At 36.4% G+C, this 24,092-nt stretch carries 21 protein-coding genes; 8 read left to right on the forward strand and 13 right to left on the reverse strand.

Annotation, left to right across the window (positions count from 1 at the left end; translation table 11 throughout):
• Window positions 1-22: 22 nt before the first annotated feature.
• Together AC6BKE_RS26210 and AC6BKE_RS26215 are read right to left on the reverse strand one after the other, a co-directional pair.
• On the reverse strand, window positions 23-1,633 hold the full coding sequence (locus AC6BKE_RS26210) for a GNAT family N-acetyltransferase (protein ID WP_499858281.1): 1,611 nt from the start codon (window positions 1,631-1,633) through the stop codon (window positions 23-25).
• A 136-nt stretch (window positions 1,634-1,769) separates the two neighbouring features.
• On the reverse strand, window positions 1,770-3,458 hold the full coding sequence (locus tag AC6BKE_RS26215) for an FAD-dependent oxidoreductase (protein WP_499858282.1): 1,689 nt from the start codon (window positions 3,456-3,458) through the stop codon (window positions 1,770-1,772).
• A gap of 234 nt (window positions 3,459-3,692) precedes the next feature.
• On the opposite strand from AC6BKE_RS26215, the gene AC6BKE_RS26220 reads away from it, so the two are divergent.
• On the forward strand, window positions 3,693-4,379 hold the full coding sequence (locus AC6BKE_RS26220) for a ZIP family metal transporter (RefSeq protein WP_244504876.1): 687 nt from the start codon (window positions 3,693-3,695) through the stop codon (window positions 4,377-4,379).
• Between the two features lie 38 nt (window positions 4,380-4,417).
• Here AC6BKE_RS26220 and AC6BKE_RS26225 read toward each other — a convergent pair whose 3' ends face one another.
• Window positions 4,418-5,479, reverse strand: coding sequence for an S-layer homology domain-containing protein (locus AC6BKE_RS26225; RefSeq protein WP_036122855.1), 1,062 nt, complete (start codon window positions 5,477-5,479; stop codon window positions 4,418-4,420).
• A 342-nt stretch (window positions 5,480-5,821) separates the two neighbouring features.
• Here AC6BKE_RS26225 and AC6BKE_RS26230 point away from each other — a divergent pair, with 342 nt between their 5' ends.
• Both AC6BKE_RS26230 and AC6BKE_RS26235 read left to right on the forward strand, forming a co-directional pair.
• Window positions 5,822-6,718, forward strand: a complete 897-nt coding sequence (locus AC6BKE_RS26230) for a copper oxidase (protein WP_036122857.1) — start codon at window positions 5,822-5,824, stop codon at window positions 6,716-6,718.
• Window positions 6,719-6,939: 221 nt separating this feature from the next.
• Window positions 6,940-7,839 (forward strand): 3-hydroxyacyl-CoA dehydrogenase, encoded by a 900-nt coding sequence (locus tag AC6BKE_RS26235; protein ID WP_089934116.1) that lies wholly within the window; start codon window positions 6,940-6,942, stop codon window positions 7,837-7,839.
• 55 nt (window positions 7,840-7,894) lie between these two features.
• Here the strand turns inward: AC6BKE_RS26235 and AC6BKE_RS26240 are convergent, their stop codons facing one another.
• Together AC6BKE_RS26240 and AC6BKE_RS26245 are read right to left on the reverse strand one after the other, a co-directional pair.
• Entirely contained in the window at window positions 7,895-8,086 is a 192-nt protein-coding gene (locus AC6BKE_RS26240) for a hypothetical protein (RefSeq protein WP_036122865.1), read from the reverse strand.
• Window positions 8,087-8,089: 3 nt separating this feature from the next.
• Window positions 8,090-8,641, reverse strand: coding sequence for a sigma-70 family RNA polymerase sigma factor (locus AC6BKE_RS26245; protein WP_036122868.1), 552 nt, complete (start codon window positions 8,639-8,641; stop codon window positions 8,090-8,092).
• 173 nt (window positions 8,642-8,814) lie between these two features.
• Between AC6BKE_RS26245 and AC6BKE_RS26250 the strand changes: the two genes are divergently transcribed.
• Both AC6BKE_RS26250 and AC6BKE_RS26255 read left to right on the forward strand, forming a co-directional pair.
• Complete coding sequence (locus AC6BKE_RS26250) at window positions 8,815-8,970, forward strand: YvrJ family protein (protein WP_080717074.1); 156 nt, start codon at window positions 8,815-8,817, stop codon at window positions 8,968-8,970.
• 117 nt (window positions 8,971-9,087) lie between these two features.
• Window positions 9,088-9,369, forward strand: coding sequence for a hypothetical protein (locus AC6BKE_RS26255; protein ID WP_230593837.1), 282 nt, complete (start codon window positions 9,088-9,090; stop codon window positions 9,367-9,369).
• A 47-nt stretch (window positions 9,370-9,416) separates the two neighbouring features.
• Here AC6BKE_RS26255 and AC6BKE_RS26260 read toward each other — a convergent pair whose 3' ends face one another.
• Window positions 9,417-9,914: a GNAT family N-acetyltransferase gene (locus AC6BKE_RS26260; RefSeq protein ID WP_330493708.1), complete on the reverse strand. Its 498-nt coding sequence runs from the start codon at window positions 9,912-9,914 to the stop codon at window positions 9,417-9,419.
• A 653-nt stretch (window positions 9,915-10,567) separates the two neighbouring features.
• Between AC6BKE_RS26260 and AC6BKE_RS26265 the strand changes: the two genes are divergently transcribed.
• Window positions 10,568-12,004, forward strand: coding sequence for an amino acid permease (locus tag AC6BKE_RS26265; RefSeq protein ID WP_036122875.1), 1,437 nt, complete (start codon window positions 10,568-10,570; stop codon window positions 12,002-12,004).
• Window positions 12,005-12,318: 314 nt separating this feature from the next.
• Here the strand turns inward: AC6BKE_RS26265 and ald are convergent, their stop codons facing one another.
• The 4 genes from ald to AC6BKE_RS26285 all read right to left on the reverse strand — a co-directional run bounded on the left by ald (window position 12,319) and on the right by AC6BKE_RS26285 (window position 16,900).
• Window positions 12,319-13,446 (reverse strand): alanine dehydrogenase, encoded by a 1,128-nt coding sequence (gene ald / locus AC6BKE_RS26270; protein WP_499858283.1) that lies wholly within the window; start codon window positions 13,444-13,446, stop codon window positions 12,319-12,321.
• Window positions 13,447-13,461: 15 nt separating this feature from the next.
• On the reverse strand, window positions 13,462-14,748 hold the full coding sequence (gene kynU, locus AC6BKE_RS26275) for a kynureninase (RefSeq protein WP_170829884.1): 1,287 nt from the start codon (window positions 14,746-14,748) through the stop codon (window positions 13,462-13,464).
• A gap of 160 nt (window positions 14,749-14,908) precedes the next feature.
• The gene (locus AC6BKE_RS26280; RefSeq protein ID WP_036122895.1) at window positions 14,909-15,517 is read right to left on the reverse strand and encodes a TetR/AcrR family transcriptional regulator; all 609 of its coding nucleotides are present in this window, start codon (window positions 15,515-15,517) and stop codon (window positions 14,909-14,911) included.
• Between the two features lie 534 nt (window positions 15,518-16,051).
• Entirely contained in the window at window positions 16,052-16,900 is an 849-nt protein-coding gene (locus AC6BKE_RS26285) for a pyridoxamine kinase (protein WP_036122898.1), read from the reverse strand.
• Between the two features lie 178 nt (window positions 16,901-17,078).
• On the opposite strand from AC6BKE_RS26285, the gene AC6BKE_RS26290 reads away from it, so the two are divergent.
• Both AC6BKE_RS26290 and AC6BKE_RS26295 read left to right on the forward strand, forming a co-directional pair.
• Window positions 17,079-17,633, forward strand: coding sequence for an ECF transporter S component (locus AC6BKE_RS26290; protein ID WP_036122901.1), 555 nt, complete (start codon window positions 17,079-17,081; stop codon window positions 17,631-17,633).
• Between the two features lie 135 nt (window positions 17,634-17,768).
• Entirely contained in the window at window positions 17,769-18,209 is a 441-nt protein-coding gene (locus AC6BKE_RS26295) for a cell wall hydrolase (RefSeq protein WP_036122904.1), read from the forward strand.
• A 228-nt stretch (window positions 18,210-18,437) separates the two neighbouring features.
• On the opposite strand, the gene AC6BKE_RS26300 is transcribed toward AC6BKE_RS26295, so the two are convergent.
• The 3 genes from AC6BKE_RS26300 to AC6BKE_RS26310 all read right to left on the reverse strand — a co-directional run bounded on the left by AC6BKE_RS26300 (window position 18,438) and on the right by AC6BKE_RS26310 (window position 23,610).
• Complete coding sequence (locus tag AC6BKE_RS26300; RefSeq protein WP_058844805.1) at window positions 18,438-19,352, reverse strand: hypothetical protein; 915 nt, start codon at window positions 19,350-19,352, stop codon at window positions 18,438-18,440.
• A gap of 404 nt (window positions 19,353-19,756) precedes the next feature.
• A complete protein-coding gene (locus AC6BKE_RS26305; RefSeq protein WP_499858284.1) occupies window positions 19,757-21,013 on the reverse strand; it encodes an MFS transporter in 1,257 nt (418 codons plus the stop codon).
• A 992-nt stretch (window positions 21,014-22,005) separates the two neighbouring features.
• Complete coding sequence (locus tag AC6BKE_RS26310) at window positions 22,006-23,610, reverse strand: hypothetical protein (RefSeq protein ID WP_058844395.1); 1,605 nt, start codon at window positions 23,608-23,610, stop codon at window positions 22,006-22,008.
• Window positions 23,611-24,092 lie beyond the last annotated feature (482 nt).

The following is a 24,092-nucleotide window of genomic DNA, read 5'->3' on the forward strand; positions in this document are numbered from 1 at the left end:
TTTTTGCTGAGGGTGTTATTTTTTAGAATTGATATATTTTTCGCCATTTGAACAACTTCACAATGTGAATTTTGGCTACCTTATGGAACCCAGCATACTGAAGCTTGCGCCGCCTGTGTCCATCATACCATGAAGCGATTGTACAAACCGCTCTCCCTTCACGCTGCACATCAGCAACAATGTCAGCTAGTCGCTGGCTATCATATTCCCTGATAAAGGACATATTTTCTGGCAGCTCATAAGAATAGTCAAGCATTTCTTCAATTGCTATTTTATCGTGTCTCCTATATAAAACTTGATTGTTTTCCCCAAACAGCCGATAGCCCTTATAGAAACTTGCAACATAATGTGCTCGCTCATTCAGCGTCATGATATCCTTCATTGTTATCTCTTGAAAGTTTACTAATTCTTTTGCTTGATTTTGCTCTGCGATATAAACGTCTAATATATGAATGGCTAGAATTCGTTGGAGTCTGCTTGTTAAAGCCTTTAACCAATTTTTTGCACTGGCATTCTTCACAAAATAACGCAGTTCCCCTAGTCGATCTCTCTTCAATTTCACTAGCTGATGATTATTCGTTAATAGACTTTTCAGGCGATCACGAAATACCATCCATGTTCGAATAACACGCTCTTTGACCCCTTTTGTACTCATGACAAACTTCCTTGTGAAATCAATATGTGTATACCATTCAAACTTATATGGCTCATAGCCACTTCCTAAGTCATAATAACGATAGCCAGAGTCATGGGCTTTTAACATATTTTCTTTTTCTATGATGCGACCAGGACCAAATAGATTGAAATCAGGCTCATGTCCCATTGCCTGACAGAAGTTACGCTCTCTACAGCATAGATCAATGGTAAAAGCAATCCACTGCCCTTCAAATTGCAAATGATCTACTTCTACTCGTAATACCTTGCTGTTCGTTTTGGCTAATCGTTCATAAAATAAGCGAGTTTGCTTTGCTGTAAAACCACTTTTATCAATTTTCTTTTGCCATCTTCTTGTAAATAACGTAAACATATCCTGTATATGATTGTGCTTCACACTTTGAAAGACTACTTGACCAAGTGACCTTAATTTATGTTCACGACGCTTCAAGCCTTTGAATTTTTTCCGGTGCTTTTTCAAAAACTCATCCAATGAGATCGATTGAAAATCTATATAGGATGTTACTGTTCGAAATATAGAATAAGGCATCTGGTATTCTATGGCATACTTTTCAAGCGCTTGCGAGGTAATTTTACTTTCTAACAAGCCATGAAATACTAACAAATAACGCTTATATTGTTGGCTAAATTCCTTTATTAAATAAGCAATTGCCTGCTCTAGCCATCGCTTTTCTGCTATGACTTCCATATAGGTCGCAAATCCTTGTCCTATAAAGCTAAAATGATGGATTCCATACCTCACAGAATGAATGAACGGAAAAAAAGCAATGGCCATGCCTTCATTTTCGACTACATAAATCTCTACATTGTCATGAGCCCCTAGTGTTGCCCACCACGTTGAGATCCATTCGTATTCAATAAAAGGATTATTATTATGCTCTCGTTCAAGTATTCCTGACCAAGTACTTCTATAGGGCTCTAATGTTTCAATGTCCGTGATGAGTCTATAAGCTAGCAACGTACTAAATCGCTCCTTTTTCCGTTTTCATCGCCATACATTTAGTAGCCACTATATTCCTAGCAAGAAAGTGTTAGAACATTTCCCCAATGTAAAAACCCTTCCTCATCAGCGTGCTGGAAGGGTTCCGTCCAATTTATACATTTACAAGTGATGCCTCTTCTTTTGCTACTCCTTTGGCCATATATGTTGTCGCCACATAGCTTAAAGTCATACCAGGTCCAATGGTCGCTCCTGGTCCGGGATACGTTTCTCCCATAATAGACGCTGAACAATTGCCAGAAGCATATAAACCTTCAATTGGTTCACCATCTTTCTTAATCACCCGAGCATATTCGTCCACAACTAAACCACCTTTTGTACCAATATCTCCTGGAAATAAACGCAATGCATAGAACGGGGCTTTCTTTATCTCTGCCAAATTTGGATTTGGTAATGTCGGGTCCCCATAGTAATTATCATAGGCGCTATCTCCTCGATAAAAATCATCATCATGACCGTTCCGTACAAAGTCATTAAAACGATCTACCGTCGCTACTAGCCTCTCAGCTGGCACATCCATTTCTCTGGCAAGCTCTTCAATCGTCTCCGCACTTTTCACGATGCCATGATCATACCAACTTTTCGGGAAGGCTTGTCCTGGAAACAGCCCTGTAAAAATATAACGGCTTTTAGCAGAGGCATCAATCAATATCCAGGAAGGAACAGCCTGCTCTGTAGCTTCTTGATGCTTGTACATCCTCTCTACAAATTCATGATAGGGTGCCGCTTCATTAACAAAACGTTGCCCTGTGCTATCCACTACCATCATATTCGGTACACCGCGATCTGCCACTAGGAAGAATGGTTGCCCTTGCGGATCAATAACAGAAGGCGCTCCCCACACTTTATCCATTAAATCTAACGTAGCGCCAATTTTCACGCCAGGTTCAATGATGTCGCCTGTCTGCCCTTCTGGTGAAGAAGTCCACGCAGCATTCGTTGGGCTAGGTAAATACTTTTCGCGGAGTGCCTGATTATGTGAAAAGCCACCTGATGAAAGAACAACACCCTTCTTTGCCTCAATGCGCTGCTCTTGCCCATCACGTTCCACAACGATGCCAATCACTCGTCCCTTGTCCATAATGAAATCTTTAAAGGCAGTTGATAGCCAAAGCTCGCCATTTGCCTCCGCAAGAGAGAGCCGTAAACGTGCCACTAAAGCCTCGCCTAAAGCTACTGGGTCACTCTTTGTCACCTTTGATTTTACTAAACGCGCCCCTAATTTCAGTGCAGTCGTTTTTCCTTGCAACGTTCGTGTAATCATATTCACCTTATGAAACTCGTAACTATTCATCGTAAAGCCTTTTGTTGATAGTGTTGCCCGACGCATAGTATTCGCTAAAGAACCCATTTTCGTTAAATCGAAAATCAGTGGTTCAATGGAACGTCCCTGTGACAAGCCACCGGGTTTTTCAGGATAATAATCCGAGTAGCCTTTTGCATACTGGAAGCGTATATGCTTAGTTTTATTGTATAAAAAGCGTAACATTTCAGGTCCTCTCGTAATATAAGCTTCCTTTAATGCTTCTGGCACACGATCACCGATTGTTGAATCTAAATATTGGCGTGCAAGCTCATGTGTATCTGGAACACCTGCGCCTTTAATGACATGATTATTCGGAATCCATAAGGCACCGCCTGAAATAGCAGAAGCACCGCCGTAGCGAGCTGTTTTTTCAATCACTAATGATTTCAATCCTTGTAATTTTGCTGTTAAACCTGCTGTCAATCCTGCTGCACCTGATCCTACTACAACTACATCATAACTTGCATCCCATTTCATTCAACCATTCCTCCCTATATGAGCTTAATCGATGAATCTGGTCTTTCTATTAAAAAGTATAAAATTAAACTAATATTCAGCCAATTGAATGAATTCGCTATTTTCCTACATTATGAAATTATCCACCGCTTTCTAGATACATTCTTGCAAGCATATTCATGTCCAATTAGCATATATTTGGAAAAATGACATTCAAGTTTATGATAGGGCGGAGGAACTTTACAGGTGAGTGCAATGATACTTGGCGGATTTCTATTTTTCAGTGTGAGCATTGGGGGTGCGATTGCCTGGATTTTCTCTAAGCTATTTCAGCATACGACACAGGGATTATCATTATTATGTGGGGGCTTTCTAGTAGGCATACTTGTGCTAGATATCATCCCTTCTTCATTTCAAATCTATCAATCATTCGGTATTATACTAGGCATTTTTATCGGTTATTTCATCTTTCAACTACTAGACACCCTATTTCATGCTTCACATACACAAAATCCATCGGTTTCTCTCCTAACTCTAGCTATGATTATCCATACAATCCCTATTAGTCTCACTGTTGGAAACTTACTTGGAAATGCTGCCTTAAGTATTTCGCTCACAGCCTCTATTATTCTTCACCATGTTCCAGAAGGCTTTGCTCTTTCAACCGCACTTATTTCTCAAGGGGAAAAGCTATGGAGACTTTTCATTTATTTCTTTATCTTCTCTATTTTCTTTAGTATCTTTATTTGGTTTGGACAATACTGGTCTTTGACGGAGAAAGCACAGGGGGTTTTAATGGGGATATCGATAGGATTAATTGCCACGGCTAGTATTTCTGAATTTATTTTGCATCAGCTACAGAAAGTCTCATTTAAATCATTTTTTATCTACCTCTTTTTAGGCTATTTCCTCAGCTATATTTTCCATATACTTGTGGAGTAAAAAAAGGGTGTCTCTAATATTAGAGACATCCTTTTTCATTATTCTTCTTCACTTAGTAGCATTAAAGTAAGCGTTAAAATTTTAGAAACCTCTGCACGAGTCAGATTTCCTTTCGGGTTAAACTTCCCATTCGTGCCATTTAAAATTCCTAAATGCTGTAAGAGACCAATAGCTTCTACTGTTTCTTTACGCATTTGATTTTTATCTGTGAAAGTATTAGTTGTGCTCACTTGTGAAACATTAACTTCCATACTTTCTAAATATCTAGCCGTAATGTATGCCATTTCCTCGCGTGTAACAGGCTTTTTCGGCTCAAATTTTTCACCATTAAAAATATCAATTAAGCCATACTCTTCTAGAATCGCTACTTCCTTTGCACCCCAGAATCCATTCAGGTCCGTATAAGTAGCTGGTCCCTCATAATCTTCATTTACATTTAAGCCAGATGCTCGGAAAATAATGGCCGCTAATTCTCCTCTAGTTACTTGTCCATTCGGATTAAAAGTTGTGGCAGATGTACCCGTGATAATATCAGCTTGATATAGCAATTGGATATAGCTCTCAGCCCAATGACCAATGGCATCCTTAAAATAACCACCTGGCTTTAACTCAACATCTGCACGAGCAAATACTTGAACCATATCATTTAAATCCTCTGTGCTAACAGCTTCCCATTTCCCTGCTGTATAAACTTCACTCTTAAAACCATTGCCAGTTTGCGTAATTTTTATTTGAATCGCATTACCGAATAACTTTTTAAGCTCTTCGTAGTTTTCTTTAAATTCTTTTTCTCCCTCTGGATATAGGTTTGTACCATCCTTGTAGGATTGAAGAATCGACTCTAACGAAATTTTTACTGTAATACTATTTTTCGTTGTAACAATCGAGACTTCATCATTCTCAAAGCCTATTTTAGATAGCAATAGCATTTTATAAATATCTTGATAGGACATTGCCTGTAATTGACTAGTAGCTGCAACAGCCTGCTTTGGATGGATAATATTTGCCACATTTACAGTTTCCTGTGCCTGTGCCTGTCCACCAAATCCTCCTGTTAAACATGCAATACTTAGTGCACCAGCTAACATTACTTTTTTCATCGTTCTTCCTCCTTCAATTCATACACCAAGTGTACTAAAACAGGACTTAGTAAATCTATAAAAATATGTAAATAATTCAATAATTATAAGAAAGACCTATTTATTACATACTAAAATTTTACTACTTCCCTTTTTATTTCGGCATGTATTCAATTAAGCGACAAGGTAATTTTTTATTATTTCTAAAAAAATTTAATAATATTACCGCCTTATATTAATTACTAGCATGATTTTTATGTGTGTTTCTAGTCATAGATGCTATTGAAACCATCCGCCTCACATGTCCTAAATTTAACAACGACAAACATACAATAGAAAATCATGCTTACAGGAGGCTTCTTAATGGTTATCACCCCTGGTATTAAAGATTTACCCTATGTCACGCAAGTAAATGGTACGAAGTTTTTCACTTTGATTGCAGAAGAAATAACGTGGGAGCTTGTCGATGGAATCTTCATTCAGGCGTGGGGCTACAACGGTTCCACACCTGGGCCAACCATTCGTGTTTATCCGGGGGATCATATATGTATTCGTGTCATTAATCGACTACCTGAAAAAACTAGTGTACATTGGCACGGCTTACTTGTCCCGAACACAATGGATGGTGTTCCTCCCATTGAACCGTCACCTTTTATCGAGCCAGGGCATTATTTCGATTATCATTTTACAATTAAAAACCCTCCCGGAACATATATGTATCATTCGCATGTGAATGTCGCTGTGCAAGATAATGCTGGCCTTTTAGGCGGATTTATCGTTGAAGACCCATACTTACAAAACATTTCTCAGCACAAGGATTATCTATGCCTATTACAAGAATGGGCTGTCGATCAATTATCCTGGGGGAAGCTTACAAAAGGTACGTATCCTTTAAACTTTATTAAGCCTGAATTTAATTTCTTCACGATCAATGGCAAATGCTATCCTTTCACAAAGCCATTAGCCGTACATTTGGGTGATACTGTAAAAATTCGTTTTGGCAACATCCAAATGCATCACCATCCCATCCATTTACACGGTCACCAATTCCATGTCGTTGGGGCAGATGGTTTTCCTATCGCTAGCCACACACAAATTGCTAAAAACACCATTCTTGTTGCCTCTGGTGAAACATGGGATATAAGCTTTACGGCTAATAACCCTGGTATCTGGCCCATCCATTGCCATATGCCCCATCATGTTACAAACAATGGCGCACCTGGTATTGGGGGCATGTTTACTACAGTGAATTATCTTTAACATGGAGGACAGCTTAAAAGCTGTTCTTTTTAACGTTATATTTCTTTATTATTGGGTACATACTTGATAAGGAACATCACATAAATCTTTATATCTCTATAATATTAGAGTCTATCATTTGATTTTTATTGAAGGTTAGAAGTAGTATGGAATTGTAACGAAGGATTATCTACCTATCCACACTATTATATTAATGTAACAATTTCAAAGGAGGAATTTCGATGAATTATCAAAACATTACGGTTGCAGGTAGCGGTGTATTAGGAAGTCAAATTGCTTACCAATCTGCTTTCAAAGGTTTTAATGTAACCGTTTACGACATTAATGACGAGGCTCTAAGAAATGCACAGGATCGCATTACAAATTTAAAACCCTTGTATCAACAAGACCTAGGTGCAACACAAGAAGAAGTAGATGCTGCTTATGCACGTCTTACTTTTAATAGTGACTTAGCTCAAGCTGTTGCGAATGCAGACCTTGTAATTGAAGCAATTCCTGAGGTTGTGAGCATCAAAACTGAGTTTTACACAAATCTAGGCAAAGTAGCACCAGCAAAAACAATCTTTGCAACAAACTCGTCTACTTTATTACCTAGTCAATTTGCTGAGGCAACTGGACGCCCTGAGAAATTTTTAGCTCTCCACTTTGCAAATACTATTTGGAAAAACAATACAGCTGAAATTATGAAACACCCTGGTACAGATATGACAGTATTTGATGAGGTTGTAGAATTTGCACGTGCAATCGGCATGGTACCTCTACCATTATATAAAGAACAACCTGGCTATATTTTAAACTCATTGCTTGTGCCATTTTTAGATGCAGCTGAATCTTTGCTTGTAAAGGAAGTAGCTGATCCAGAAACGATTGATAAAACATGGATGATTGGTACTGGTGCTCCACTTGGGCCATTTGCTATCCTAGACATCGTCGGCATTAACACAGCCTATAACATTGTGGAAGCGAAAGCAAGTGCTACTGACGATGAAAACATGAAAAAATTAGCTAACCTATTAAAAACAGAGTACATTGAAAAAGGTAAACTTGGTCGTGCAACTGGCGAAGGCTTCTACACATATCCAAACCCAAGCTTTGCTAAACCAGACTTCTTAAAAGGTTAATGCTTCAAAAGAGCAATTATCCCATTAAAAAGGAAAATTGCTCTTTTCTTTTGTTTCATGTAAAGAAATCCCAAAATCCAGGTGTGTCCTTAAATTCTTTTGTCGCCATTTTTTCAATAATTTTTAATTTGATCTCCTGTTCCAGATCCTCTCTTTCCTGATAACTTGTTTGATGAAGACACTGCTTAATTTTTGGCATGAAGTTCTCAATGATTATTAGCGTCTCCTCATTGTAGTTGTTTTCCATTGATTATCTCTCCCCTTTTTTAAGCATCTGCTGAAGTTTCTTTAATGCCTTTCGATGTAGATTGGATATGTTTTGAGGTGATGTGTGTAATGTTTCTGCTATTACTTTAATCGTACAATCTTTGACATAAATCAGCTCTAAAATTTGAAGTTGCTTGCCCGTTAATGTTTTTAAAGCTTTAAAGAGCTGTTCGTTTTCAACCATGTCCAATAATCCTCCCTCAATTCTTACGTCTCCTCTAGTACACTCAGTCTCAAATAGGTCATTATCTACGATTAATAAGAAGCGGTTTTGCAATCTTCTCCTTTTTTTATCAAAATCCAAGCTGAAGAAATAAATTAAACTGCTGACATATGTTATTTTTCGAACCCTTATATAGTGAGTTTGAAAAATTTCATCAACCATTTTCCTATTACAATCGGTTGGATATAAAATGGCATTTTGAACCAAATAAAGATTTTTAGCATCAGCTAAAAAACTTCTAATAATTGGATTTTTAATCTGCTCTATATTCCTGCGAAAAAACGCCTCTATTTTTTGATACTCATTACACATTATTATCACTCCTATCTATCCGTCTTCTTGCTAAATAAAGTGAATATCCTCTCTCTATTATAAACCAAAAACAGAACAAATGTTCTATTTAAGATTAATTTATATTGATTTTATGGTGCAGCAATTCACTTTAGTCATTGTAAGGCACAACAATATTGAAGGAGGAAGATGTCATGATTACACCTGAAACGATTCAAATATGGGTTAGCTTAATTGGAAACTCTGGTTTCCCTATTGCCATTACCATCTATCTCTTTGTGCGATTCGAAAAGAAAATAGAGGTTTTAGAAGCGGTCATCTTGAGATTATTAGATAAAATGGAGCAATAATCAGCCTAAAAAAATTTACGGCAGCACTCTTTAAAAGGAATGCTGCCGTGTGACTTAACCGTGCAAATTCATACAATATATGTAAGAACAAATACTTTTTAGATGGGAGGGGATTTTATGAATCACAATAACATGCTGTCACCGAATATTGTCATGACCCTTTTTATCATGCTTGGCATTTCCTATAATTACTTTTACGATTCATTCGCCATTCAAATTGAATACTTAGGCAATCTAGGATTTTGGCTGACACTCCCCTTATCAATTATTATTATTGTGTTGAGTATATGGCTACTTAAAAAGAAAGTGTCCATTGTTAGCACTTTACTTATACTTGTTATGGCTGGTATTACTTTAGTCATTGCATTATTTTCATTGTTCCATTGGAGTTCACCATAAAAATTTATAGCCTTTGAAGGCTGACTTCAAAGGCATTTCTTTTTTTACTAGATGTACAGCACCATATAATCTTCATCAACATATTGCTGTCCTATTTTTAACGCACGCTTTTCTGTTCCAAACACCTGAAAGCCTAGCGATTTATATAGCCCTTTTGCTGAATCATTGGAAGACACAACCGTTAAATTGATCTGCTCAACGACCGCTAATACCTTTGCTTGATTAATGACGGCTAACATTAAATGTTTACCTAAGCCAAGCCCTCGCTTTTTTGGAGAAACATAAACGGCAAAAATGTTCGCTTTATGCTTTAGCTTCATTTTATTTTCCTGTACCAATGTCGCAACGCCCAGCAAATCATTCTGTTCAAATGCCCCGAATGTAAACGATTCCTGACCCTCGAGTCTACTTGCAAATAAGGCAAGCCCCATATCCTTTTCCTCTTCAAAGCTAGAACCAAATGCCTCCGGATTCATTTGGAGTCCCTCTAATCTCAATTGACGATATACCGCAGCATCTGCTGCTGTTAAAAGCCTAATTTCCATTCTTCCCCTCCTATAACACTTTTCATTTTTATCGACCCTAGCGAATAGCATTTGATGTATTTTTTCAAGAAAATGAAGGAGGTTAAAATAGATGTCTAGCAGTATCGCGAAACACACTCTTATACTGTCGGTGAACACTATTAGCAGTACAAGAAAAATACACTTTGTACTAAGTAATCAAGACATAGAGCAACCTTAACGAAACAATCGTTTTGCAAGCGTTCTTAAAAGATTTTGCTAGGCAAACCCAATGCATATTTTCAAGCTATACAGTTGCTGGTTATTTATAGAAGACATCATTTTCGTATAACACTAGGGATTTTTCAGAAGATTTGTTTTCTTATCAAGCATAACCTCTACTAAATAAGTGATATAGTATCAATTATTTACGGAAATGATTTTATTAAGCATAAAGGATAATTATATATGAAACACCTTACTTTTAGTGATTATAATCCGTTGTTGATAAAATAAACAAACCAAATTACATACATTAAAGAGAAAAAAAGATATATATTCAGAAAATTACGACATATTATATTGACACTGTGTCATTTTTAATTTAGTATATGCATAGATTCACCAGATTTTTTAGAAATGATAGAAAGAAGTTGATCTATGAAAGATGAAATTTACACAAAGGGGATGAAAGAATGGTTAAACATAACCACAGTATGGAAGACATTATGGAACGTGAGCAAGGTTTAAACAAGGGATTAAAGACAAATCAAATTACGATGATTGCCATTGGAGGTGCCATTGGGACAGGGTTATTTCTCGGCAGTAGCTTAGCCATCGGTCTAGCTGGTCCAAGTGTTATTGTGAGTTACGCTATAGGAGCTCTCATTGCACTATTACTAATGGGTTGTCTCGCAGAAATGACGGTTGCGCACCCTACAACTGGATCATTTGGTGCTTATGCTGAAAAATACGTAAATTCCTGGGCAGGATTTGCTATTCGGTATTCCTATTGGTTCTCATTAATCTGTTCAATTGGTACAGAGGTGACCGCTGTTGCCCTTTATATGCGGTATTGGTTCCCAAGTGTACCCAATGCTGTATGGATAATATTATTTGCTGCTATACTGCTTTATGTAAACGCTACCACAGTGAAATTATTTGGCGCTGTAGAATATTGGTTCTCCGTTATTAAAATCACTGCGATTGTCGGCTTTATTATTTTAGCTAGTATTGTTATTTTCGGGGCAGATAGCTCCTCCAATATTGGCATCCAAAACTACTTCAATGATGGCGGCTTTTTCCCACATGGTTTTTGGGGAATGTGGATGGGTATATTTATTTCATTATTTAGTTATCTAAGTATTGAAATGATTGCTGTAAGTGCTGGGGAAGCAGAGAACCCAAGGAAAGCTGTCCCAATTGCATTAAAATCAGCTGTGATTCGTTTAATTTTATTTTATATTGTAACACTTGTACTAATGCTGATGATTGTCCCTTGGGGAATGGCAGGTGCAGACAAGAGCCCATTCGTTAAAGTAATGGAAATATTAAATATTCCTGGTGGCGCATCCATGATGAACTTTGTTGTTCTAATCGCAGCGCTTTCGGCTATGAATAGCCAGCTTTATATTTCTACTCGTATGATGTTCTCACTTTCACGGGGTGGCTTTGCTCCGAAGCAATTGGGTAAGCTTAACAAAAGACAAGTTCCGACGAGGGCATTGCTCGCATCTGTTATCGGTATTATCATTGCTACAGCATTTTCGATTTTCAAGCCAGAATCAGCTTTATCGCTTATGATTTCAATTTCAAGCTTTGGCGCTATGTTTGCGTGGTTTATGATTTTCATTACGCATCTATTTTTCCGTAAAAAATACAAACCGATAGATGGAGAAAAACTACCTGTACGTATGATTGGTTATCCTTATTTAACCATTTTAGGAGCCGTTCTATTAGCTTCTGTCGTATTATCAACATGGTTCTCTCCTGATTTTAAAGCAACATTACTTGTCGGCTTCCCTTGGCTTATCTTCATTTCCATCTGCTATTATATTTGGAAACGAATAAACATAGCAAAAAATCGTGTCATCACAAATGATCTTGAGGAAGAGCAAGTAGAAACCATATAGCATAGTTGTTAAAGCGCTAAAACTAATAAGATACCTCCAAGACTGATAAAGGATAGGAAATTCTCTATCCGTCTTGGAGGTATTTTTTAGATGAATGAAATGGAAAAATAGCTCCTAGAAAACCAGATGTATACTTGATCTTAATACTATTAGAAAGCAAAGCCATTCAGTTCTAAAAGTCTATTGATCGTACACATAGCTAACAGCCAGATAAAGATGCTACTATATAAAAGGCCTGAGTTCCTATACTATACTGAACTCAGACCTTTTCAATTTCTTTTTACATTCATATAATCTCAGTTCTTCGAGTACAATTACACAATTTGACCTTTTAATAGATCCTCTGCGCTTTCATATGGTAGCTGTAAAGCTTCAGCAACCTTACGCATTGTAATTATACCTTGATAAACATTCAAACCTTTTCGCAATGATTCGTTTTGTAATAGTGCTTCCTTATAGCCCTTTGCTGCAATTTGTATAGCATATGGTAATGTCACATTCGTTAAAGCCATTGACGATGTTTTCGGCACTGCACCTGGCATATTACCGACTGCATAATGCACAACACCGTGTTTTTCGTATGTTGGATTATCGTGTGTTGTTACACGGTCTGCTGTTTCCACAATTCCGCCTTGATCAATGGCCACATCTACGATAACAGAGGCTGGCTGCATGGCTTTCACCATCATCTCTGTCACAAGTCGGGGCGCCTTGGCACCAGGAATAAGTACTGCACCAATAACCAAATCTGCTGTTTTTAATTGTTCTGCAATGTTGAAGCTATTGGATAGCAACGTTTGAATACGATCCCCAAATATCTCTTCAAGCTGGCGAAGTCGAGCAGGATTGACATCTAAAATCGTTACATTTGCACCTAAGCCTACAGCAGTCTTTGCTGCATTATAGCCGACAACCCCACCACCTATAATGGTTACATTACCTTTTGCCACACCTGGCACACCGCTTAGTAAAATACCTTTACCACCATTTGTTTTTTCTAAATAATGTGCACCGATTTGCGCAGCCATTCGACCAGCCACTTCTGACATCGGAGCAAGAAGTGGCAGGCTTCCATCGGCTAATTGGACCGTTTCATAAGCAATGGCTACTACTTCTTTTTCTAAAAGTGCCTTCGTTAATGCTTCATCTGCTGCTAAATGTAAGTAGGTAAATAAGATTTGTCCTTTGTAAAAATAATCATATTCTGAAGCGATTGGCTCTTTTACCTTTAGGACCATTTCGGCAGTCCATACGTCCTTCGCCGTTGGAACGATGGTTGCACCAGCTTCCATATAGTGCTCATCTGTAAAATTCGAGCCAAGACCTGCGTTCGATTCAACAAGTACTATATTACCTGCAGCTATTAAAACACTTGCACTTGCAGGCGTTAAAGCAACACGGTTTTCCATTACTTTTATTTCTTTAGGTACACCAATAATCATTCCATTACTCCTTTATTATGCAACGATTTCCCGTTCATTTTTGAATTGCTCATACAATTTTTCATCCATAATTGTTTTTAGTATTTGAACGACTTCATACACCTCTTCAAAGGTGTTATAAAGTGCCACAGGTGCGATACGAATACCATTTGGTGCTCTAAAATCAGGAATAACTCCCTTCGCTTTTAATGCCTTACAAATACGAGCCGCTTCTGTATGTGTTAAAAAGATATGTCCACCTCGTTGCTCATTGATTACTGGGCAATTAACTTCGAAACCATATTCGCCCAAATATTGATAGTATAGTGCAATGAAATACTCTGTTAGCTGAATTGATTTCTTACGAATACGTTGAATGCCTGCTTCATTAAAGAGTTCCAACGCACCTAGCAGTGGCGCAAGGTTTAATAAATGTGGTGAGCCCATTTGATAAGCACCTGCATCTGGTGCCTGTATAAGGCTTGTTTCCATATCAAATTGCTTTTCTTTAGCCGAGCTAAACCAACCTGCCAAGCCTGGCTTTGTATTAAAATGCTTCTCATTGACGAATAATCCAGCGACAGCACCAGGACCTCCGTTTAAATGTTTATAATTACACCAGAAGGCAAAGTCCACATCCCAGTCATGTAGTGAGTGCTCTATAGAACCCACTGAATGACAAAGATCAAAGCCAATTAGAATACCACGCTGATGCGCTTCCTTTGTTAGCGCTTCCATATCAAGAATCTGGCCACTTCGATATAACACACCAGGAAGGATAATCAATGCCACATCATCTGTCATCGCAGATACAATATCATCATGCGCATAAAAGTGCCCGTCCTTACTACGAACATATTGAATATGCTCCTCAATATTTTCATAATGCAAACCTAATTGACTTTGTACTGCATATAAGTCAGTTGGGAAATTTAATTCATCAATAACAATTTTTGTTTTATTACCTGTTGGCTTATAAAATGTTGCAATCATTTGATGCATATTCACAGTAGTAGAACCTGTTGCAATGACCTCCTCTGGTTTCGCGCCTACAATCTTGGCCAGCTGAGCACCCACTTGCTCAGATAAATAAAACCAAGGATATTCCCCTTGCGTCCACCCATCAATGCCGTACTGTTTCCAAGAATCTAAAAGCGTCAACAGACTTGCCTCAGCTTTCTTTGATAAAAGCCCTAATGAATTCCCATCAAAATAAATGGTCTCTGGCTGAAGATAAAATTGTTCTCTAAATCCTTGTAAATCATCATTTTTGTCTAAAAAAGCTGCGTATTCTCTTGTAGGATTAAACTCCATATTAAACACCTCACCTTTCTAAAATAATGGTAGCATGGTCATCTTTTAACCACCTTATATTCATCTTATCAAAAAGTGACACAGTGTCAATATTTTTAAAAAAAGAATTTTTATGTTTTAAAATTGATTTTTAATACATAAAACAGAAAAAACCTCCAACAGGGGGAGGTTAATCAGTATAGAGGCCTTTCATATAAAAATGTACCATTAATTCTACATTTTGCTCGATTGAGACATTTGGGTCTTGCAAGCAACGCCAAAGGAAACTCTCATTAATGTGATACCACATATTTGCAACATCTTTGGCATTTAGATGGGCGTATGCAATATTATTATTTTGCACATATAAAATATCTTTCTCAATATGATCAATAAAGTGTTGCTGAACAAGAGACCATTTTTGACGAATTTCCTCTGAGCTCCCTATTGCCTCAAGAACCAGCTTCATGAGCTTCTCGTTTTCTATACCTTGCTTATTGAATGCCTTTACCTGGAATGTAATTTGCTCTCTTGCTTCTTCCTTTGATTTCGGAACAAAGCTTAACTTCGCAATATTGTACATTTTTTCAAGAAGCGAATCGATTATTTCTATTAAAAGTGCATCTTTATTGGAAAAATAAACATAAGCTGTGCCATGCCCAACACCAGCTTCCTTAATAATTTGCTTCATCGTTGATTTCTGAAAGCCCAGTTCGAAAAATACTTTTTTCCCAGCCTCAATTAATGTCCTACGCGTTTCATGAGCACGGTCTTGTTTAATTTGACTACGATTCTTCATATTACACCAACTTCCACTTTCTCATTATACAGTGATAAAAAATAACAAGGTATTACATGAGGTTGAACAGAACCAAAGCCAATTTTGATTGTACTTCAATCAAAACTGGCTTTCCTTTTCATTATAACATTTTTATTATGACGAAATAAGAAGAAACCTTTTATTACAGCACACTACGTTTTTTCTGCACCCTAACAACACTTAACTTCCCAAAACGAGTAAGCTCACAATCGCTTGTTCAAAATATTTTAATACAAAGTGAAAAGAGAAAGATACGCTGCTTGCACACGGTTAAGTAATAAACTTAGCTAATAGAAATTAAAAAGGCTTCCCATATCAAACTTATAACCTCAATTGTATTTTTTAATATTTAACTTTAAATTCTACGCACATTATTTAGTCACAAATAGTGCCCTAAAATAAAAGCGGCGTGTAAGCTCATATTAGCCCCCTCGCCACTCATAAATTTATCAATCCTTCAAGAAAATCAAATGACCCTTTTTCAAATATCCAATAGAGGAAATCAATAATAATCTAAAGTAGCATGCGTAAAAACTGTTCAAAATGTACGCCTGCCTCGCGTGGAACTTGCTCCTTCGATGTAGCTTCGATCGCGGCGGCTAAAAATGTCTCTGCCAGCTTCATAGACTCCACTAAATCTTGCCCACGCATCATGCCGCCCATCACAACGGATGCAAATAGATCACCTGTACCTGAATAGCTCTCACCGTTATAGTTGCGAATACTATGGAAAGACCGCTCCGCATCGACAAACATATTGCCAACATAACGCTTGCCCGCAGCTGCTGTTGGTGGATTCAATCCAGTAATAATGACGTTCGCTCCAGTCGCCTGTTGTAGCTGTTGTCCTGCCTCTTCAAGAGTCTGAATATACTCGATATCGTTTTGATAGCGCTGTAGCTTCTCATACGACAAACCTGTAAGCAAGCAGCATTCCGTAACATTTGGTGTAATAATGTCAGCACACTTCACTAACTCTTTCATTCGATCAAGTAACTCACCCGTAAACATTTTATAAACCTCGCCATGATCGCCCATCACTGGGTCAACAAGCAATGTCGTTTCATTGGCGTGAAACACGTCCAAAAAACGAAAGATATTATCGATTTGCTCCTTCCCTGTGACAAATCCTGTGTGAATGCCATCAAAGGTAGTTCCAAGCTTGCTCCACTCATCTACAAAATAGTCCATCTTTGACGTTAAATCCTCACAATAAAAACTCGAATACCCTGTTTGCGCCGTTAAAATAGCTGTTGGAAGCGGTACTGCTTGTACGCCCATTACAGACAGTACAGGTATCGCAGCCGTTAACGAGCACTTCCCAAAGGATGACATATCTTGAATTACAGCAACTTTTTTCATCATTCATTCCACCTAACTCATCCTGCTTATACTTACCTCATCGTATCACAATTAGAAAGATGCGAAAATAACCTCAATCTGACCTCTAATTTTTTTATAAAATTGACACTTTCACAACAGTCAGTCCTTTGCTAAAGTAAAAATCATCAAAATATTCATCATAGTGAGGAAGAGATAAATGCAAAATATACAAAGGCCATCATCCTTTACAAAATCACGCACGAAAACATTTGATTTAGTCATTACAGCTATTTTAGCAGCACTTGTTTTCGTAGCTACCATGTTCATCAATCTTAAGCTACCGATCGGGCAAGGTGGACTTATTCATTTAGGGACATCCATGCTTTTCATTTCAGCCATTTTATTCGGACCTAAAAAAGGGGCACTTGCTGGAGCCATCGGAATGGGTTTATTCGATATCGTAGGCGGCTGGTTAATCTGGGCACCGACTACTATTATTTCACGTGCATTACAAGGCTTCATCGTTGGTAAAATCGCCTGGTCAAAAGGACATACAGGTGATAATCTTGGGCTGAATATTTTAGGGGCCGTCGTATCCATGCCTGTGATGATTGCCGTTTACTATGTGGGGCAAGCCATTATGTTCAATAGCTGGATTGCACCGATGGCATCCATTCCAGGAGACGTCATTCAAAACTTTGTAGGCTTAATGATCGCCATTCCAGTATGTGTTGTACTGAAAAAAACACCTTATTTTAAAAAGAATTTTTAATCTAAAGACGCCATCTTGCTGTTTGTACACTGCAATGATGGCGTTTTTTTATTGAGTAGTATGAAAAACAACGAATTTCTAGATAAAGCGAAACCAGCCTTGATCTTTTTCATACTATAGGGTGGAGGTGTAAAAATGCCAAGAGTAAAATACCGCGATGCAGACGTTGCTTTAATGGCAAGGATGATGAGAGCTGAGGCTGAGGGTGAAGGACAACAGGGTATGCTATACGTTGGCAACGTCATTGTCAATCGTGCAGTAGCATCTTGTTTAGACTTCAACGATGTTAGAACCATTGAACAAGTTATTTACCAGGTACAAGGTGGAAATTATTCTTTTGAAGCCGTTCAAAAAGGCAATATGTTTTACCAAAGAGCGAGAGAAACCGAAAAAAGATTAGCGAAACAAAATTTAGACTTCTGGCGAGATCATCCAGCAAAATATGCACTCTGGTACTTCAATCCATATGCCCCATGTCCCCCAACATGGTACGGCCAGCCGTTTACTGGTCAATTCAAAAATCATTGCTTCTATGAACCAGCTCCAGATACTTGTGAGAGTGTTTATATGGGATAGGGTAATATTTGAGTTCGCTACGCATTTTTAGTTATTCCTATATTAAATAAGGAAAAACATATTATTGACCAATGAAATAAAGGGGAACAATCTAAAACTTAGATGTTCCCTTTTTGAAATTGAGTTAGGATCATTCAGAAGATGGAGCACCAACGTTCAAACGATTTTTATACATTTACGAACAGTAAATAATAAAATGCATTAGTGAAATTGATTTAAACTCCTTATTTAATCTTGGAAACTAGTTAATATACCATCTTCAAAATAAAGATATTGCCCGTTTCCATAAACCCATTGTTCATAAGACCCGTATTCTGTTACTGTTCTATTAATATCATAAGGTGCGCCCCATAGTGATGCTAATACTTCGTCATATGTCATTCCAAGTGTAGGATTCATCCCCCTTGCATTTTCAATTTTTTCGTTCATTACTTTTTTTTCTTCAGCTCTTCTCTCCATTGTATATAAATTACTTCGATATTCATGTTCTATCCATCCCCAATCATTTAGAGTTATTGGCCCAAACGATGATGGATTGGCATAAGACGTATTTGTTATTCCTGCTACAATTTCATCCCTCATTCTTCCAAAGTATTTAGGATTTACAGCAAGTGCTAGTGCTCCTGAAGCCTTATAGGAATTCTGATCGGTTTGTAAATATAAAGCATAATTATACATTGCTAAAAATTCTTCATTGTCTTCTAGTACTTTTGTATTTTCATATAGTTCTTGAACTTTTAGGAAATCTTTTGTTCTGACTGCTTGTTCCATCTCATCTAATTTTAACTTTTTCTCTTCTTCTATAATTTTTACAACCTTATTCCAATCTTCACGATTCAAAACGATTCTCATTCTGTTATATTTAGATCCCAAGAATTGTACATTTTTTTCCTGTATTAATTGATCTACAAATTTTGTACCAACTGCTCTAACTTTATCAATTTCTGATTCTGATACATCTAAAGTTTCCATTTCAACTAAAAGATCCTCATATTTCCTTTCTTTTATAAGTGTTTCTAATGTTAAAATCTCTGCCTCAATACCGCTTTCCATATTTTTTTCTTTTATAACTTTTTCATCATTACAAGCAGACAACATTAAAATGAGACCAACACCGATTGCAATATGTTTAACTTTTAACACTGTTCATTACCCCTTTACGCTTTCCCCATTATGTAATATTGCTATTGAAAATCTTTTGTTCTTGAATGCAAAAAATAATAACGATCCATTGGTACTATTCTTATGTATCAATCTTTTCATAAAAAATAAATCCTACTCAGGGGAAACATCTTTTTAAATACCTAATTATGAAATATGTTACAAAAAGCTCAATATATACATTTTATATTTCTATGTAATTTTAATCAATAAGATAGTAAATTTATACTGTAATGATTACGTTGAAGGAGTAATGTGGATTCGTTTTGTACAATAAAAGGGAATTACCTTTAATACAGGTATTCCCTTTTGTCATTACATTATGGCGTAGTTTTATTCACCTTCAAAATCCATGCTCTGTTTATAAGTAGGATAAAAGGATGTTGTCAACCTCCTGTTTCCACACGCCTTTCCTTAAACAACATCACCCCAATTAAGCCCATAACAGAGAATGCGACTGGCGAGATGAAACCATAGTAATATCCATCACTGATGTTACCTGAGGCAGACTGAAAATAATCCAAAATATAGCCAAACATAATGGGTAATAATGCTGCACTTAGAAAGCCCCCTGTATTGGCAAACCCCGAAACGATACCTGATTCAGCTAAAGGGAAAGTTTGGCGAACAGCTGCAAAAGTCAAGGCACTTGCACCATATCCAAAGCCGATGATAAAGAACAGGACAATGAGCATGAAAATGGATGGATGCCCTTTCCATAAAAGAAAGGCAAACCAACTCACTAAAACTGCAATATGAACAACAATATAAGGCTTTTTAATCGTTCCTAACCAACCTGCAACCCAACTCGTTAACGGAGCTCCCATCAGTGCCCCAATCAATCCAATCATAATGAGCTGGCTTGCCTCAGCACGTGTCATCTCATACATATTGATCCCATACGGAACAGCCCACGAGCTGATAAAGCCAACATAGCCTCCCACAACGCCAAAATGACAAAAAAATAAAGCCCACGCTTGTCGACTCAAACATATTCTGCGTAATAAAACAGAGGTTTTTTCACGTTGTACTTCCTCAGTTACTACTACTAATTCTTCTGCAAAAATTCGTTTTGTAGTTTTCACAAGCACAAAATAAAGAAGCACTCCACATAAGCATAATAAGAGCCCCGTTGAAAAAAATGTGATCCGCCAACCAAATAACAGGATCAAGGTCGCAAAAGGGACTGTCGCCAATAAGAAACCAAGACTCCCAGTCATCCCAGTAAAACCAATTAATCGGACAAACTCCTTTTTCTGAAACCATTGCGCCAAAATGAGCACCATATTCACCCATATGGTCGCATCTCCTACCCCAGTAAGCATTCTAGAGAAAAACAGTACGAATTCATGTGTACCTAAACTATAAAGAATTGTACCTAATCCTGTAAGGGCAGCACCAACGATAAGAAAAAAATTCGGCCCAAACCGATCCGCTAAAATCCCCATCGGAATCTGCAAACCCGCATACACAAAAAATTGTATACTCGTCAATAACCCGATCGTCGATGCTGTCACACCAAAATCCTTCATTAATTGGTCCGTAATTAACCCCGGAGCAGTTCGCTGACTTGCCATTAACAAATAGGTAAACAATACAGCAACAAACACAACCCATCTGTACTTATGATGTTGTTTGTCCAATAATCACTACTCCCATTAGCTTTTATTTTATGTATATGAATTTTAGGTTGGGGAGAAGACCTTCTATTTGAGGTAGTTTTGAAATGAACATACATGCTGACATTACATTGAAAGAAAATGCACCTAGCCTAGACTAGGTGCATTCCATAGTGTTGAAAAACAAAACCATCAATAGACTTTTTGTGAAAGGTGAAAATAGATTTCCGTTGCAGGCTACTTGCTTTCCTGTGGGCGAGCGCCGAGCCGCTTCCTCCGCTACCGCTCCGTGTAGGGGCTCGCCTGTCTCGCTATCCCACGGGAGTCAAGTAGCCCTCCACTCCAATCCATAAAAATATTTCTTTTTAGTAAAGGTTTTCAAATAAAGGGAAGGTGTTCACTACTTTTTATGAAGAGGTGTTGTCACGCATCACTTCTCCACATTGAAAATAAGAGCCTATCCCCTCTAAGAATACAGATAATGGGCTATTTGATCGCTCTACTACTATGAAAAAAAGTAAAGAAACTTTGCAGAATGGTTGATTGGAGTGGAGCCAGCGTCACTCCTAGGGGATTTGGCGTCACAGATGAGACCCTGGAGCGAGCGTAAGTGAGTGAAGCGGCTCATCGGACGCCCCCTGGAAAGGGCGCTGGCGGAACGGAAATCAACCTCTCACCTTGCAAATTTGCTTTTTCTGCCGTTGACATCATCTTTTTTCAACAACATGAAATGCACCTAGCCTAGACTAGGTGCATTCATGCTATATTATATGGCTGGAGGTTGTGCTTTACTCACATGTACTTTAATGAACCAACTAGTCTCTTGAAAAATATTTTACTGGAATCATTAACAACTCACCGTCACATTTTCTGTAAAGTATTTATTACTTAAACAGCTAAGATATTATGTGACTTTATTAAGTTTGTCCGAAAGAATTGAAATAACAGGATTTCCATATTAAAACTTCACAAAAAAATGGAACTTTTATACTTTAAAATCATCAAATAAAGCTTTTTTATTTCTGCAAATATGACTTTAATTCATCATTTTTTTGTTCCCAATCTAATAAATAATTATATGCTTCTTTTATATTCATATACATAATTTTACTATTTTTAGCTGTGCTTAAATCTCTTCTCAGTTGTAATAAATTTTCAAACTCAACTATATTATTACCTGTTTGATCATTATATTCATAAACTTCAAACTTACCTAATAAGTTTTTGGTTACTTCATATTTAGGATATTTGATTATTTTGCCGCTATATAACGCAAAACAGAATAAGATTAAACAACTTGAAATTATGATTTGTATTATGTGAATAATTCCAAAGAATATACCTTGATCAAGGGAATATGATACATTAAATAATTGTGTAGCGAAACTTCCCAAAAACAAATTAATTATATTTTTGACTTCAATCGAACTACTGCTTAAATCATTCACTAAATAATAATAGGTTACCTTCACAATGAATGATAGAAACGCAATCTCGATTAGACTTTTTATTATCAGTATTATTCTATCCATTGAGTTTAAAGAAGACGACTTTATGCGATCCGAAATTACATCGACAAAAAACGCTTTTAAAATCTCATATCCTCTCATTAAAAATCTTGTGGAAATAAACAGAAGTGACATGATTAAAAATGTTAAAAAATAGTCATTAGAAACTTTCAATAACAATAATGCTGTTGCGAATACAATTACTGTAATATAAAAACTTATATATAAATTCATACTATTACGGCGTTTAATTATTTGCGCTCTCTCATTCGCAATTTCTCGCCTACTATATCTTTTTCGCTTAAAAAAACTAATCTCTAATGATGAATAAAAGCCAATCTTTTTATCAACAGTAAAATATTCAACAAACAAAAATTTTTTCTCTAAATCTGCTATTAAATATTCAAACTTAATCGTTCGATAAAATACCCAAATTATAATAACCATCATACTTATAAAAGAATATGTAGCCGTAAATAAATCCATCATTACTAATAATTTTTTATATTCTATAGGAAAATTACAAATGACTATAAAATCCAAAATGATGGTAATTACTAGACTTATAGCAATGATTTTAAATGTCTTTACATATAAATATTTCACAAAGAGAAATGATATTAACAAAACAATGATAATTAGTAAAGCTGCGTTCCAATCAAAATTAAAAATTAGCGGCAATAAAAAGGGTACAGTATATAGACCTTTTATTAAAATCTTTTCCAACGAAGAGATATAAGTTAAATTATGTTTCATTAGTTTAAATAATAAGGTAAATTGTCTCAATAAATCAGTATTTAAAATTTTCATTAGAAATAACACAAAATAATATATTAATAATAACAATATTAATAACAATATTACTTCATTAACAAACGATATAATTTTCGTTAATAATGATAAATCCAACTGATTTGAATCTGGATTATATAAACTTTTAATGTTTTTATCAACAGAAGTGAAAAACTGTTTATCCTTCAATAAGGAAAAAAATCGAATTTGATCGGTAAAATCCACCGTTTTAATAGCCAAAAATAAAGTGAACACAAATGCACTAATAATAATTATAAATTTCTGTGCTTTGTGTAATCCTATAGGTTGTTTCCTACCCATTTTTAACTTCCTCCAATTCTAAGTATTGCTATATAAATTGCTCTCTCCACTTTAAAGACAAAAAAATACTTTTCGAAAAGTACATACTCACTACTGATTTTTTAATAATCCATTTGAAAGCTATGCTATAAGCGGAACCATGAATAATATAATTACTTATTTTTAACACATATTATAAAAACAAAATTTTGATATAATTTACAATTTACATAGTAAATAATCATAAAATAACCAAAAACAATTTAAGTTTTCAAATATAGACCGCCCCCTAATATATAAGGAATTTTGATATTGTTAATAAGCTGAAATTATAATTAAAAAGTATGCGGTAATCGCAAATATTGACATAGAATTAGAAATTACAATGCATTGAGCTTTTTCTAATTGTCTTAAATCCTATTTAGAAAAAACTCCGCTTCAGTAATCCCTGTATATAGCTAGTAATAGGTATAAGTAAAAGTTTTCATCTAATCTATAAAGTT

It is taken from the genome of Lysinibacillus sp. COL-1 (assembly GCF_059814265.1).